The sequence below is a fragment of the Vibrio sp. SCSIO 43086 genome (assembly GCF_051132235.1).
GTDB classification, from domain to species: Bacteria; Pseudomonadota; Gammaproteobacteria; order Enterobacterales; family Vibrionaceae; genus Vibrio; species Vibrio diabolicus.
This window is the reverse complement of the sequence record NZ_CP072678.1, coordinates 896176-911142: the sequence shown is the minus strand read 5'-3', so window position 1 is coordinate 911142 and position 14967 is coordinate 896176. Positions and strand designations below refer to the sequence as shown.

Annotated in this window: 13 protein-coding genes; 8 read left to right on the top strand and 5 right to left on the bottom strand. The window is 46.5% G+C overall.

Annotated elements, in window-relative coordinates; all coding sequences use genetic code 11:
* Nucleotides 1–42: 42 nt before the first annotated feature.
* The 3 genes from phnX to phnW all read right to left on the bottom strand — a co-directional run bounded on the left by phnX (nucleotide 43) and on the right by phnW (nucleotide 3457).
* Nucleotides 43–858: a phosphonoacetaldehyde hydrolase gene (gene phnX, locus J8Z23_RS20245; protein WP_434635303.1), complete on the bottom strand. Its 816-nt coding sequence runs from the start codon at nucleotides 856–858 to the stop codon at nucleotides 43–45.
* Between the two features lie 89 nt (nucleotides 859–947).
* Nucleotides 948–2327 (bottom strand): aspartate aminotransferase family protein, encoded by a 1380-nt coding sequence (locus J8Z23_RS20240; protein WP_434635302.1) that lies wholly within the window; start codon nucleotides 2325–2327, stop codon nucleotides 948–950.
* 26 nt (nucleotides 2328–2353) lie between these two features.
* The gene (gene phnW, locus J8Z23_RS20235) at nucleotides 2354–3457 is read right to left on the bottom strand and encodes a 2-aminoethylphosphonate--pyruvate transaminase (protein ID WP_085343334.1); all 1104 of its coding nucleotides are present in this window, start codon (nucleotides 3455–3457) and stop codon (nucleotides 2354–2356) included.
* Nucleotides 3458–3723: 266 nt separating this feature from the next.
* Between phnW and J8Z23_RS20230 the strand changes: the two genes are divergently transcribed.
* From J8Z23_RS20230 to J8Z23_RS20210, 5 genes are all read left to right on the top strand, one after another.
* Nucleotides 3724–4734: a putative 2-aminoethylphosphonate ABC transporter substrate-binding protein gene (locus tag J8Z23_RS20230; RefSeq protein WP_025442487.1), complete on the top strand. Its 1011-nt coding sequence runs from the start codon at nucleotides 3724–3726 to the stop codon at nucleotides 4732–4734.
* Between the two features lie 325 nt (nucleotides 4735–5059).
* Complete coding sequence (locus tag J8Z23_RS20225) at nucleotides 5060–6166, top strand: putative 2-aminoethylphosphonate ABC transporter ATP-binding protein (RefSeq protein WP_005432488.1); 1107 nt, start codon at nucleotides 5060–5062, stop codon at nucleotides 6164–6166.
* An 8-nt stretch (nucleotides 6167–6174) separates the two neighbouring features.
* Nucleotides 6175–7899 (top strand): putative 2-aminoethylphosphonate ABC transporter permease subunit, encoded by a 1725-nt coding sequence (locus J8Z23_RS20220; protein ID WP_434635301.1) that lies wholly within the window; start codon nucleotides 6175–6177, stop codon nucleotides 7897–7899.
* A gap of 9 nt (nucleotides 7900–7908) precedes the next feature.
* Complete coding sequence (gene phnR / locus J8Z23_RS20215; protein ID WP_434635300.1) at nucleotides 7909–8610, top strand: phosphonate utilization transcriptional regulator PhnR; 702 nt, start codon at nucleotides 7909–7911, stop codon at nucleotides 8608–8610.
* A gap of 130 nt (nucleotides 8611–8740) precedes the next feature.
* A complete protein-coding gene (locus J8Z23_RS20210) occupies nucleotides 8741–9649 on the top strand; it encodes an EamA family transporter (protein WP_164665383.1) in 909 nt (302 codons plus the stop codon).
* 47 nt (nucleotides 9650–9696) lie between these two features.
* Here J8Z23_RS20210 and J8Z23_RS20205 read toward each other — a convergent pair whose 3' ends face one another.
* A complete protein-coding gene (locus tag J8Z23_RS20205; protein WP_047008000.1) occupies nucleotides 9697–10248 on the bottom strand; it encodes a porin family protein in 552 nt (183 codons plus the stop codon).
* Nucleotides 10249–10300: 52 nt separating this feature from the next.
* Nucleotides 10301–11209: a VirK/YbjX family protein gene (locus J8Z23_RS20200; protein ID WP_046873855.1), complete on the bottom strand. Its 909-nt coding sequence runs from the start codon at nucleotides 11207–11209 to the stop codon at nucleotides 10301–10303.
* A gap of 424 nt (nucleotides 11210–11633) precedes the next feature.
* Here J8Z23_RS20200 and J8Z23_RS20195 point away from each other — a divergent pair, with 424 nt between their 5' ends.
* From J8Z23_RS20195 to J8Z23_RS20185, 3 genes are all read left to right on the top strand, one after another.
* The gene (locus J8Z23_RS20195; RefSeq protein ID WP_005395335.1) at nucleotides 11634–11993 is read left to right on the top strand and encodes a DUF3316 domain-containing protein; all 360 of its coding nucleotides are present in this window, start codon (nucleotides 11634–11636) and stop codon (nucleotides 11991–11993) included.
* A 216-nt stretch (nucleotides 11994–12209) separates the two neighbouring features.
* Nucleotides 12210–13610: an FAD-dependent oxidoreductase gene (locus tag J8Z23_RS20190; RefSeq protein ID WP_301658726.1), complete on the top strand. Its 1401-nt coding sequence runs from the start codon at nucleotides 12210–12212 to the stop codon at nucleotides 13608–13610.
* Between the two features lie 113 nt (nucleotides 13611–13723).
* Nucleotides 13724–14848 (top strand): M14 family metallopeptidase, encoded by a 1125-nt coding sequence (locus J8Z23_RS20185; RefSeq protein ID WP_301615309.1) that lies wholly within the window; start codon nucleotides 13724–13726, stop codon nucleotides 14846–14848.
* Nucleotides 14849–14967: the final 119 nt, after the last annotated feature.

The following is a 14967-nucleotide window of genomic DNA, read 5'->3' as shown; positions in this document are numbered from 1 at the left end:
AATATGGAGAGGCTTTTTACATTCTGAATTCGCGAGCGAAAACTACGGACGTTCGCCCGCGGCTAGGCGTTGTTCGATATCTCCGATCACCTCTGGCAGATCGGAGATGGTGTCGATTAAGTAGTGAGGTGCACTCTTGATAAACTTCGCGCGTGCTTTTTCACGAGCTTTCTCTAAGGTTGCTTCGTCTGCGGTTTGGTATTCTTCAAATGTCAGACCCGCTTCGTTACCAGAAAGCAGCAGACCCACCGTCCACATGCCCGCATTGTGACCTTCAAAGATGCCTGGTGCTGAGTCGTCCACTTTGACGCATGCTTTAACGTCGGTTACACCAAGCTCAATCACGTTTTTCAGTGCCATAAACGGCGCAGGGCGACCACCTTGTGGCAGATCGTCTGTCGCGACAACGTAATCTGGTTTGTAGCCGTAATCCGCTGCAACAGGAATCAGTACATCCATCACTTCGCGAGGGTAACCAGAACAAGAACCGATCTTGATGCCTTTGTCTTTCAGACCGTTTACCACTTCAACTGCGTTGAGGATTGGTTCTGCGTGGTCAGCCACTTTTGCTTTTTGCAAAGGCATAAACGCCGCGTAGATAGCGTCGATGTCTTCGCTGGTCATTGAGCGACCAAACTTCTCATTCCAACGCTTATCAACGGCAGGGATGCGACCCACAGCTTGGATGTGATCCCACTTACCAAGACCCATTGGTTCGCGCGCTTCTTCAAGGTCGATATCAAAATCAAAGCCTTGTTTGAACGCTTCCACAAAGATACTGGTTGGCGCAAAAGAGCCGAAATCGACGATAGTACCAGCCCAGTCAAAGATCACTGCTTGAATTGGTGAGTTGCTCATGTTCAATCCTTTTTCTTGCTTGCCAGAGCGCTTGCCTACACGTTGGAATCGCGCTCTGGATAAATTGGTTTTGTTGAGGTCTATTGACCCTAAAAGTAGTTAAAGTCTTTACACACTTTGGCGATGGCTTCTTCGAAGATCGCCAACGCTTCTGTCAGCTGTTCTCGAGTGATGATCAGCGGTGGGCTGAGTTGAATCACGTTACCTTGCGATACCTTGAAGCTCACGCCATTGTTGAGGCATTGGTACAGCACAGCTTCCGCTTCGTCATACGCACGCGCTTTGCTTTCGTGGTCAGTAACCAGTTCAATGCCCCACAACATGCCGATGCCACGTACATCACCAATCACTGGGTACTTGGCTTTCATCTCTAACAGCTTTTCACGCATGAACTGGCTGTCGGCTTTGGCTTTATCTAACAAGCCTTCTTGTTCAATAGCTTCCATGGTTGCCAGTGCCGCAGCACAACCGATAGGGCTTTTCTCATGAGTGTAATGACCCATTGAGATTTGCTCGGCGGTGTTGTATTTGTCTTTGGTTACCATGGCTGCGATAGGCACTAAGCCACCACCCAAACCTTTACCGATGCAGAGCATATCTGGCTCGATGTCGTAGGCTTGGTAGGTAAACCATTCACCGCTGCGACCCATGCCGTTAGGGATGTCGTCGATGATCAGCATGACATTGTGTTTGTCACAGATTTCGCGAATGCGTTTCCAGTAGACTTTGCTCGGCACTTGAACATCTGTGTTGCGAACCGCTTCTGCGATAAACGCGCCCACGCCGCCTTCTTTCTCAATCACGTATTCAAGGTAGTCGGCGTAATGCACGTCGCTGCCGTCCGCGACAGGGAAAGCGCCTCGGTAAGATACAGCTGGTGGGATGCGTTCAACACCTGCCATTAATGGTCCCATTCCTTGACGGAAACACGCTTCACCACCCACTGAGATAGCATCTAACGATGCGCCGTGGAAGGAATCCCACAACGACACCACCTTGTAGTTGCCCGTGATATGGCGTGCTAATTTAAGAGCCATGCCAACCGCAGATGTGCCACCCGGAGCAAACAACACGCGGTTCAATTCGCCGCCACAGATTTGGGTAAGCTTTTCGGCACATTCAATCGCGGTCTCGTTGGTAAAACGACGTGGTGAAAATGGCAGTTTGGCAATTTGCTCTTGCACACGTTTAATCACATGCGGATGACCGTAGCCCAGCTGATGGACGTTATTGCCATGGAAGTCCATGTACTTTTTGCCGGTAGCATCTTGGATGTAGATGCCTTCTACTGCTTCCAAGGTATCTAAGCACGGCGTCGACATGGCTTGATGAAGAAAGACCTCCGAATCACGCTTTAGTAATGCTTGCGTGCGTTCGTCGTACATCGATGCATTCCAATCTTGGCGCGCTGGTGTCGTGTTGACATCGCCTTCGCTGCGGAAATGAGTCGGTTTGATATTCTGAGTCATAACGCTCTCTCAATCAGAAAGTTGCTTTACGCAACTTGCCAGTACATTGCTTTTTCAATTGCACCGATCAAGCGCTCGATATCTGCTGGGTAAACTTCGCCAATGTTGCCGATACGGAAGCAATCTGCATTCGATACCTTACCCGGATAAATCACAAAACCTTGCTCTTTTAAACGCGTGTAGAACGCTTTGAATTGGTAATCACTGTGAGTTGGAGAGTAGAAAGAGGTGATGATTGGCGAGTGAAGGTCATCACTCAGTAGTGGTTCGAAACCCAGAGAACGCATACCTGCAACCAGTGTTTTCTGGTTAGTTTGGTAGCGGTGATGACGAGCCTCAATGCCGCCTTCTTGCTCCAGCTCTAGCAAGGCTTGATAGAAAGCGCGAACCGTGTGCGTTGGAGACGTGAAACGCCATTTGCCGTGGTTCACTTCCATGCAGTGCCACTGGTCGTAAAGATCAAGGCTCAAAGAACGTGCCTGACCTTGGCACTTTTCTAGCTCAGTTTGTTTCGCAATCACAAAGCCAAAGCCCGGTACGCCTTGGATACATTTGTTCGCTGAGCTGATCATAAAATCGATGCCTAGCTCAGCTATATCGATAGGAATACCACCAAAGCTCGACATGGCATCGAGAATCACCACTTTACCGTGTGCTTTTGCCGCAGAAGCAAATGCCTCAATTGGGTTAAGCATGCCAGTGGTTGTCTCACAGTGAACAATCGCCACGTGTGTGATTGTAGGATCCGATGCCAATGCAGTTTCCACCTCGTTCAAGTGTGGCTGTGATGTTTCGCCTGGGGAAACTACATGGCATGGAATATTTAGATAATCAGCGATCTGAGCGATACGCGCACCGTAAGCACCGTTGTCGACAACCAACAATTTTCCATCTTTGCCAATGGCACTGCCAATCGTTGCTTCTACTGATGCGGTGCCGCTACCTTGCATTAGTACGCTGGTGTAGCCGTCTTGCTCCGTCGCCAGTTTTACAAGCTTAGTGCGGATCACTTCTACAATGTCTTTGTTGTATTCATCATCCCAAGTACACCAGTCTTTTAGCATGGCTTCACGTACTGTTTCAGAAGTAGATAGAGGACCTGGAGTCAGTAGTAGGTATTCGTTTTTCATCTCGATTTCCATCAGAATAGGCTAATTGGTCTACACCAAATTTCGAGTTAACTCTAGCGAGGAAGAAAAGGGCAGTAAATAGGCGAATGTCCAATTTCATAAAACTTTAATATCCAGAAAATTGCGGATCAATTGAACGATTATTCATCGCAAATTTTCGTAAAACTGCCATTTAATGGTCATGATTTCGTCACAAAGGCTCAGTAGGGTGGTTATCGTCAACTGGTACAGACCAAATGAAAACTTGGCCAAATTAACTGGAGAAAATGATGAAAAACCGTTTGATGAAAGGATCGCTGGCTGCACTTGTCTCTCTGCTAGCTACGAATGCAATGGCAGCACAGGAAGTCACGGTTTACACCGCTTTCGAAACTGACATTCTTGCTAAATACAAGTCTGCGTTTGAGAAAGACAACCCAGATATCAAGATTAAGTGGGTTCGTGATTCAACAGGTATCATGACGGCGAAATTGCTGGCAGAAAAGAATAACCCTCAAGCAGAAGTGGTTTGGGGTCTGGCTGGCTCGTCAATGGCACTGCTTAAAGATGAAGGTCTTCTTAAGCCTTACACACCAAAAGGTTTGGAAGAGCTGCATGCGAACCTAAACGACCCTCAATCAAACCAAGCTTGGTTCGGTAACGATGCGTTCTTTAACGCAGTTTGTTTCAACGAAGCGGTAGCGAAACAACTTAACCTGCCTAAACCAACGTCTTGGGAAGACCTAACAAAGCCGGTTTACAAAGGTCACATTGCAATGCCGAACCCAGCGTCTTCCGGCACTGGCTACATGCAGGTTTCTGCTTGGTTACAAAACATGGGTGAAGATCAGGCATGGAACTACATGCGTGACCTAGATAAGAACATTGCACACTACACGCACTCTGGCTCTAAGCCATGCGTTCAAGCAGGAATGGGTGAAGTGGCTATCGGTATTTCGATGGCAAGCCGCGGCGCGAAGCTGAAAACACAAGGTGCACCACTAGCGGTTATCACACCAAAAGGCATCGGCTGGGAATCAGAAGCCGTTGGTCTAGTAAAAGAGTCTGACGCAGCGAAACGTGTTGTCGACTGGTCAATCTCTAAAGCAGCAAACGAGCTTTACGTAGAAATGTACCCAGTGGTTGCACATAAAGATGTGAAAGCGACGGTATCTAACTTCCCGAACGTTCAAGAGAACATGGCGAAGATGGATTTTGCGCAAATGGGCAGCAAGCGTGCAGAAATCTTAGCGACATGGTCTGAGAAATTTGACGCGAAATCAGAGCCAAAGTCTTAATTGAATTTGCTTTGAGTTGAATGCTGAAATCCACCTCGGTTGAGGTGGATTTTTTGTTTTCCCTCTTATTTCAGAGTTTGCTGCAAGTAGATTCCTAGTCTCACCTAGGTTCGCTGGAATGACGGACTTAAGAAAGTTGGGATCTTCTATCCGCACTTACAACGTCATTCTCGAGAGCGACGGAGGAGTGAGTCGGGAATCTCTAATTACCACTTGAACAAACGTCATCGCCCTTCATCTATTTGTCATCTTCTGGCTATAAATTTGTCATTGGAACGTAACACTCCAAAACTAAAGTTGGTATATACCATTTGGAGCATGTGTTATGTCAACTAACCAACATTACCTAAATATCGAAAATGTAGTGAAGCAATTCGGACAGTTCACTGCATTAAAGAAAATCTCGCTAGCGATTGAAAAGGGCGAGTTTGTTTGTTTTCTTGGTCCTTCTGGCTGCGGTAAAACCACTCTATTACGTGCTATTGCAGGTTTAGACTTGCCAACGTCTGGTGCGATTTTTCAAAACGGTCAAGAGACCACATTCCTACCACCAGAGAAGCGTGATTTCGGCATCGTATTCCAATCTTATGCTTTGTTTCCGAACCTAACTGTGCAAGAGAATATTGCGGTGGGTTTGAAGAACCAAGGCATGTCGACCAAAGAAGCGTTAGAGAAGGTGGATTACTGGCTAGAAACCATTGGTCTTCCAACCTCTGGCGAGAAATTCCCTAACCAACTTTCTGGTGGTCAACAACAGCGTGTGGCACTTGCTCGCGCATTAGCGTTGTCTCCGGGTCTACTGCTACTTGATGAGCCGCTGTCAGCGCTGGATGCAAAAGTACGTGTTCACTTACGTGACGAGATTTGTAAGCTGCAGCGTAAGCTTGGCATCACCACCATCATGGTTACGCACGATCAGGATGAAGCGTTGTCGATGGCGGATCGTATTGTGGTAATGAACCATGGTGTGATTGAGCAAGTCGGCACACCTCAAGAGATCTACCAACAACCAGCCACGCGCTTTGTCGCTGAGTTTGTCGGCAGTATGAACTTTATTGAAACCTCAGTCGCAACGGACTCCCAAGTACGAATTGCAGAAACCCTGATGCCAGCGCCAAGCTTGACCAATCGTAAGATCCAACGTGGTGACCGCTTCGATCTTGCGGTGCGTCCTGAAAGCATCAAGTTCGTTGAAAACTACACCAACTCTTTACCAGTGCGAGTTACGGCTACCGAGTTTTTGGGGGCGTTTTTCCGTATTGATTGCGTATTGCAAAACGACAGCTCAACGAAAACCATCGTAGTGGATGTGCCTGTGGAAACGGTTCAAAAACTCAATATCAAGGCGGGCGATGTACGTTACATCCAGTTTGCTGAAGAAGGGCTGCATGGTTACGCCGTGCCCTCGGTTGATAAAGCGCTAGCAGCGTAGGTGTAAACATGGATGCGAAGACAATGACGATGAATAGCCTGACCACTCAAGACAAAGCAAAATCCTTACTCGGACGTGTTAGCCGCGATAACCTTGTGTTGTTTGGCTTGCTCGCTGGCTTGTCGACTATGATGGTGCTGTTCATCTTAATGCCGCTTTGGGCAATGTTGACCAAGAGTGTGCAAAATGCCAATGGCGAATTTGTCGGATTGGCAAACTTTGCGACGTACTTTTCTTCTTCTAGCTTGTGGGTGTCGGTGGGAAACACCTTCACTTTGGGCGTGATTGTGACCTCGGTAGTGGGCGTGCTTGCGTTTGGTTATGCCTACGCGCTGACTCGTTCATGCATGCCGTTTAAAGGTTTGTTTCAAATCATAGGTACTGCGCCGATCCTTGCGCCTTCGTTGTTACCAGCGATCAGTTTGATCTTCCTTTTCGGTAATCAAGGCATTGCCAAAGAGATGCTGTTAGGAAACTCGATTTACGGCGTGATTGGTATCTCGATGGGTTTGATCTTCTGGACCTTTCCTCATGCATTGATGATCTTAACCACTTCGCTGCGCACTTCAGATGCCCGCTTGTATGAAGCCGCCCGCGCACTGAAAACCTCACCAATCAAAACCTTCTTTATGGTGACGTTACCTGCGGCGAAATACGGTTTGATCAGTACGCTTATTGTCGTCTTTACGCTGGTTATCACGGACTTTGGTGTGCCGAAAGTGATTGGTGGCAGCTATAACGTTCTGGCGACTGACATCTTCAAGCAAGTTGTGGGACAACAAAATTTTGCCATGGGTGCGGTAACAAGCATTATGCTGTTATTCCCTGCGGTAATGGCGTTTGGCGCAGATCGCTGGGTACAGAAAAAGCAAAAGAGCTTATTCGACACACGCTCGGTGCCTTATCAGCCAGAACCTAACAAAGCGCGCGACAGCATTTGTCTGGTTTACTGCAGCATCATTTCTATCGCAGTGTTGGCTGTGCTTGGCATGGCGGTGTATGGCTCGTTAGTTACGTTCTGGCCTTGGAACAAAGCGCTGACGCTAAACAACTACAACTTTGCTGAAATGAGCACTTACGGTTGGAGCCCATTCTTCAACTCGCTAACACTTGCAGGTTGGACGGCAGTTATTGGTACAGCCATCATCTTTGTCGGTGCTTACTGCATTGAGAAAGGGCGTGCATTTGGTCCAATTCGTCAGGTGATGCAAATGCTTAGCGTGGTGCCAATGGCGGTTCCGGGTATGGTGCTTGGCTTGGGTTACATCTTTTACTTCAATGATGCGAACAATCCTTTGAACGTGCTTTATGGCACCATGGCATTCTTGGTGATTAACACGGTAGTGCATTACTACACCGTGGGCCATATGACAGCACTGACAGCGCTAAAGCAGTTGCCATCGGAGATTGAAGCGACGGCAGCATCGGTGAAGCTTCCTCAATACAAGTTGTTCTTTAAAGTGACATTACCTGTGTGTTTACCTGCGATTTTGGACATTGCGACTTACTTGTTTGTTAATGCATTGACCACCACTTCTGCGGTAGTATTCCTTTACTCAACCGATACGATTCCGGCTTCGGTCTCGATTCTGAACATGGACGATGCAGGTCAAACTGGCGCTGCAGCGGCAATGGCTGTGATGATTATGATTGCTGCCGCAATTGCGAAGATTGTTCAGATGACTTTGGGTAAATTGTTAGAGAATCGCACACAAGCTTGGCGCAAAAGATAAGGACACTTCGTGCAATACGTAAAAATTAAAGATTCGATTGTTGAACAGATTGAAGCGGGCATGCTATCGCCGCGTCAAAAACTGCCAGCAGAGCGTAAGTTGGCGGAGTCGTTCGATACTACACGCGTCACTCTGCGTGAAGCTTTATCACTACTAGAAGCGGAAGGTCGAATTTATCGCGAAGACCGCCGAGGTTGGTTTATCTCACCTGAGCCATTGCGTTACGACCCAACCCAAACGCTGAACTTCCCGAACATGGCGAAAGCGCAAAATCGTGTGCCAAAAACAGAAGTGATAGCCGCAAAAGGCACTTTGGCTAATAAATTGGCCGCTCGTTTGTTGGTCCTTCAGCCGTTTTCAGACGTATTTCGTGTCGACCGCGTTCGTTACCTAGAAGAGCGTCCGGTGGTTTATGTCACGAACTACATTCGACCAGACATATTTCCCAACTTATTGTCTTATGATTTATCAAACTCGTTAACCGACATTTATCGTGAACACTATGGTGTGACGTATCAAAAAATTCGTTACCGCATTTCGACTAGTACTTTGTTGGGTGAGGTGGCACAGGCATTGCGCGCGACGTCTGGTACGCCTGCAATGGTGGTTGAACGTATCAACTACAACCAACATGGTGAGTTGATTGACTGTGACATCGAATACTGGCGTCATGATGCCATCAGCATCGAGTCTGTCGCGGAGCTGAATTAATCTCTGTTTGCTGGGCATCTGTCTAGTTGGTACGAGCAATTTATATCTCAAATTCAAAGGCTCCATATTGGGGCCTTTGTTGTACCCAAGCACCTTGAGGGTATCTAAATATCATAAACAGGAAAACGGAATGGATCTCTTGGCAATCGCACTCGTTGTATTGTCTGCGGTTATGCATGCTGGCTGGAATATTCTTGGTAAAAGCAATGCTGGTTCAGGGCTCGCGTTTACGATGGCGGCAAGTTTATCTGCTTGCCTTCTGCTCACTCCTTATCTTATTTGGTATCTCTTTAACATTGGCTGGGCGACGTTGCCCAACGTGTTTTGGGGAATGCTGTTTATCAGTGGTTTATCTCAAATCGTCTATTTGGTTGGTTTGATCGTGGCCTACAAGCACTCCGATGTGGGAGTGATTTATCCGATTGCGAGAGCACTTCCTGTAATGATGGTGGGCGCACTCACCGTCGCCTTAGGTTATGAGTTGAATGCTCAGCAGTGGTTGGGTTTCCTGCTTATTACTTTAGGTTGTGTCCTAGTTCCAGTGACCAGTTTTCGTCAAATTACTCTTGGGGAGTACCTGAATGTTGGTGTGTTTTGGGCCTTGATTGCGGCGCTTGGCACGACGGGTTACTCCGTTGTGGACAAGCAAGCACTGAATCTGCTAACTCAACAAACATCGACCATTCTTAACGACCACTATAGCGCGACTTTTTATCTAGGCGTGCAGTTTTGGGTTATGGGAGTACCGGTTTTATTGTGGTGTATTGTTTCGGGGAGTCAGCAAGAACTACAAACCGCTTGGATGATTCGCAAAAGTGCGAGCATGGCTGGCATCATGATGGCATCCACCTACGGTTTGGTGCTGTTTGCGATGACTATGACTGATAACGTCAGCCTTGTTGTGGCTTTGCGACAAATCAGCATTGTGTTTGGTTTATTAATGGGCGTGTGGTTGTTGGCTGAAAAATGGTATTTCACGCGAGGCGTCGGGGTGCTGTTGATCCTGAGCGGAATCATTATGTCATTGAGCTCTGCTTGAGGTATAAGGCACCGATGTCGATTCGGTGCCTTGGCACAGCTAAATTTTTAAAATCGCAATTGTGCACCAAACATCACACCGCCAGAATCAAAATCGCTATTCTTGGCGTAGTTGTACTCTAAGTTCAAACCAAAGTGTTTATAGGCCCAAGCGACACCAGCAGCGGCTTCTCCGCCAAGACTAGACTCGTCATATTCTTTATTCTGACCATTGTTTTTAAGCGTGTAACTTAACGTGTAGTAAGTGATACCGCCTTTCCCGTAAAGCTCAAAGCCAGCTCCCAGAGGGTAACTTGCGTAACCGCTGAGTCGAGGCCCGCCATAACTGACATCGGTGATTTCTGTTAAGGGACTGATAAGTACGGAGCCGATGCCGTTAAATGCGCCCTTATAGCCAGCTTCAATACCAAAGTTGTGATCGAACATGTAACGGTAATATACATCACCAAGGAACATGTCACCTTCATCATGGCTATTGTTCACATCGTAACTAACATTACCGTAGCCTAAATTTGCTCCAACAACATGTTGGGTTGGTTGTGCATGAGCCGTTAAGGAAAGTGCGGACAGTAAGCATGCAACGGCGTACTTGTAAGACATAAAAACTCCGAATCATAAAATGAAAAAACAAAACGTCATGTGGTGCGTTGGGTTAACGTAGCCTTGTCATGAACTCCGCTTTGGTATTGTCTAACCATTCGTAACGACGTCGATACATCGAACGCTTAGAACGCGACATGCCTTCGATATCACGACGCGGGGCATTCACATCGAGTGAGTAGAAATGACGGTTGTATTCGGTGCCGCCCAACTCTTGCCAGAGTGCATCGTAATCCGTTTTGATTCGTCCTTTACTGTAGCGTCGTGCAGCATAAGTATGGGATTGTGTTTTTACCGCTAGAATCGTATTCACTTCCCAAATTTGCGCGAGTAAAGTGAGCAAACTCACCATCAAGCTTTTTGGTCTTTGCCCGTAAAGCTTACGAGTTAACTTTTTAATTTTTGCGTTGTTCTCTTCACTGCTGCGTGGCCCTTGCAAGCCGCCAATCATAATGCTGCGTCCAGATTCTATGTGGCCGAGAGTAAATGAGAGCGTATAGAAGTTGCCATCCTCCGCGCTGTGTAGCACTAGGCTCATGTCGCCTTCTTTTTGGTAACGCGCTTCGTACACCAATCGCACAGAGTACAATGTCTCGTCGATTTCAAATGATGTTAATGTTAAGCCAGTTGAATCGGTATAGATCTCTTCAATGGTCTGTTTAGAAAACAGCTCTGAAATGGTTTTGTAGTGATCAACCACTAGGTTTGAACGATCGAACGCTGAGTTATTTTTGATGATGTAGGGACGAAACGGTTTTTCTAAAAATCGGTGCGTACGTGCACAAAGCATCTCTAGCAATGACGATTCAATATTATCTGACAGGTGCTTAAACGCTCGTTTGTAGTAAAGTGCGCGCAAGATGAACTTAGCTCTGTAGGTCCAAATTGGCTTATAGACATCAGCATAATCATCTGAGTAAATTGATTTGCTATGGTAAAAAATGGATTTGTTCGCGGTCATTTTCACTCCAGATTAACGTGTGCTCAACAGCCACAATTAAGAACCGACGGACGAGCAGCGAAGAACCCGAAAAAGGGGGAAATGCAAAGCACTACTAAAAGGGGAGGTTTTGCTGTGCCCGACGTTTATATAAGGTTTTGAACACTGTTCTTTTGTTGGGATTCTAAGAGAAAATTGACCTTAGGTATTGTATGGGTTGGTAAGGAAATGTCAGTTTGGAAGCCACTTTGAACGTTGTGATTACGAGGTAGAAAAATGCTCGTGTTGGCAGAGTATGATGCCGTGTTGCTAAGTTAAAGTGAAATGAGTTGAACAAGAATTGAACGTTATTTGAAATTATTTTGACGTGTTTCTGGTCTTTATACGTACCTTATAAATATCGAGCCAATTTAGGTCCGATATAAAGGTAAGTAAGGAGAGGTTTATGAAACGCTTAATGACTTTAGCAAGTATGATTGCTCTGACTGCTGCACCTTCTGTTGTTTTTGCTGGTGGCTATCAGTGGACAAACGATACCGAAACGATCCATGGTGATGTTATGGATAGTAAACAAGCGGCTTATGAAATGGGTCGTGACATGATTCAGAACTATCAAAGCAAATCACCAGGTCAGCTTCGTGACGAGTTTACAAGCCTTACAGAGTATGTTGATCGCCAGTCGTTTTCTATCACTGACTCAAAAGTCATGGTGAATGAGTTCTTGCAAAGTGACGGGCAAGTTGTATACCAGCCTATTCTCAATGTTCAATACGAGTACCGCATGCGTGAAACCGGTAAATACTAACCAGTAAGACGGTCTCGATTTTCCGATAATTTATATCCTCGCTGTTTGTTTTGGGGAGCGCTGCTCCCCATTTTTGTATTCATTGATAGCGGAAACTTCCACTCTCTCAGCGCAAAATTTGCTATCGCTCAGCGTTAGATATTCTTGCTCGTTGATTGTGCTCATCGTTTGTAAAGTGTTTATAGAAACGATGCAAAGCACTAACAAGGATATCCGATGACACATCATTCATATTGGTTCAAACAGGCCATTGAAGCTGAACAGCCGGAAACGCCGCAACCATTACATCAAAATATTGATACCGATGTTGCTATTGTCGGTGGTGGCTACACCGGACTTTGGACAGCGATTATGATTAAGCAGCAATCTCCTGAAAAACAGGTGGTTGTTATCGAAAAGGGCTTGTGTGGCAGTGGGGCATCTGGCGCGAATGGCGGCTGTATGCTGACATGGTCTACCAAGTTCCCAACGTTGAAACGGTTATTCGGTGAAGAACATGCTGTTTGGTTGGTAAAAGAGTCGGAACAAGCGGTGTTGGAGATTGACGACTTTTGTCAGCAATACAATATCGATGCGCAATTATCTTTAAAAGGGGTTTATTACACCGCAACCAATCAGGCTCAGAAAGGTGGAATGCAGCCAGTTGTCGACGAGTTACAACGGCTAGATGTGAACAGTTGGCGTCGTTGCTCGGTGAAGGAACTGCGTGCTAATGCGGGTTCACCTCGCCATATTGAAGGCTATCACTCTCCGGTTGCTGCTAACGTACAACCCGCCTTACTCGCGCGAGGGTTACGCCGTGTTGCTATTGATCTGGGTGTAGAAGTTTATGAGAACACGCCAATGACGCGTCTAGATTATGGAAAACCTGCCACCGTCTGTACACCTAAAGGAAACATTCAAGCACAGCAGGTGGTGCTGGCATTGAACGCATGGATGGTTGAGCAATTTAAGCAGTTCAAAAACAGTATCGTGGTGGTGTCTTCGGATATGGTTATTACCAAACCGCTTGGTGATACTTTGTCTCAATCTGGTTGGCAAGCGGGTTCGAGTGTCTTGGACTCACGCATCTTCGTACATTATTACCGAGATACGCCAGATGGCCGTTTGATGCTAGGTAAAGGCGGTAATCAGTTCTCTTTCAACAACCAAGTTGATGCGATGTTTAACAAGCCGACGCGTTATCAAACGCTACTAAAAAAATCATTCGACAACCTTTTTCCTCGCTTAAAAGGGGCTGAATTTGAGTACTCTTGGACTGGCGGTTCGGATCGCTCCGCAACTGGTTTTCCTTTCTTTGGCCAATTGGATAAGCAAAGCAATGTCTTTTACGGATTTGGTTACTCAGGTAACGGCGTTGCCCAAACTAGAATGGGTGGAAAAATTTTATCGTCGTTGGTGTTAGGGCTAGATAACGAATGGACGCGAAGTGGTTTAGCGCAAGGACCGCTTGGGTATTTTCCACCAGAACCAATACGTTGGCTGGGAGCAATGATGGTACGAAATGCTGTTCGCCGAAAAGAGGAAGCGGAAGACAATGAGAAACATCCGTTTGTTTGGGATAAATGGCTAGCGAAACTCGCAGGACCAGCAGGCAAAGCGGATAAGCTCGACTAAACTGAAGACTTTAGCCACAAACGAGACAGTTTGCAGTGAAAGTCATTGGGGGGCGATGTAGCCTTGTGTTAGCCTCTGTCTTTCAAGCTCAGATTTAAAAGGTGAGTAATATAATGAAAGTATTCAGCAACTTCGATAGCGGCAGCATTCACGTAGTGAAAGCGGACGACAAAAATGACATCCAACTTAAAATCCCTAATGACAATATGTCGGAATTCTACCAGTGGTTCCATTTCCGTCTAGAAACCGAAGCCGAGCAGTCGCACACGATCAAACTGCTTGATTTGGCTAAGTCGGCTTATCCAGAAGGGTGGCAAGGTTACGATGTCGTAGCGTCTTACGACCGTGAAGAATGGTTCCGTATACCAGCAGAGTTCGATGGCGACACGCTGACTTTCACTGTTATCCCTGAGCGTAGCTCAATTTACTTCGCGTACTTTGCGCCTTACACATACGATCGTCATTTAGACTTGTTACACATGGCACAAAGCGCGCACCATTGCCAACTAGAAACACTAGGCCACACATTAGACGGCAATGACATGAGCTTGCTAACGTTTGGTGAGCCAGAAGAAGGCAAAAAGAAAATCTGGATGATTGCACGCCAACATCCGGGTGAAACCATGGCTGAATGGTTCATGGAAGGCATGATCCAACGTCTACTGGACGAAAATGACACGGTTGCGCGTGCATTACTGGAAAAAGCAGTGCTTTACGTGGTACCAAACATGAACCCAGACGGTGGTATTCGTGGTCACTTGCGTACGAACGCGATAGGCGTGAACTTGAACCGTGAGTGGCAAACTCCGTCTATGGAGAAAAGTCCAGAGGTCTACCTTGTGCGTCAACGTATGCTGGAAACGGGTGTTGACATGTTTTTAGATATCCATGGTGATGAAGCAATTCCTTACAACTTCGTCGCTGGCTCAGAAGGTATTCCTTCTTACGATGAAAATCTTGCCACTTTAGAGGCATCATTTAAGCAAGCGTTACTGACTATTACACCTGAGTTCCAAGATGAGATTGGTTATGATAAAGATGAGCCGGGTAAAGCGAATTTGACGGTAGGCTCAAACTGGGTCGCGGAGCAGTTCAAATGCCTGTCGTACACGATCGAGATGCCATTTAAAGACAACAACAATCACCCAGATCCGCTTTATGGTTGGTCACCAGAACGCAGTGTATTATTTGGGCAAGATGTCTTAGCTGCAACGCTTACCGTGGCGGATAAAATCTAGTTCGATAACTTAACGTCTGTTAATTATTTCGAAAACAGCTCATTTTAAATGAGCTGTTTTTTTATGCCTTCGATATCCATTCTCTCCTGTAAAAATTTGTTGCCATTCACAGGCTTAAA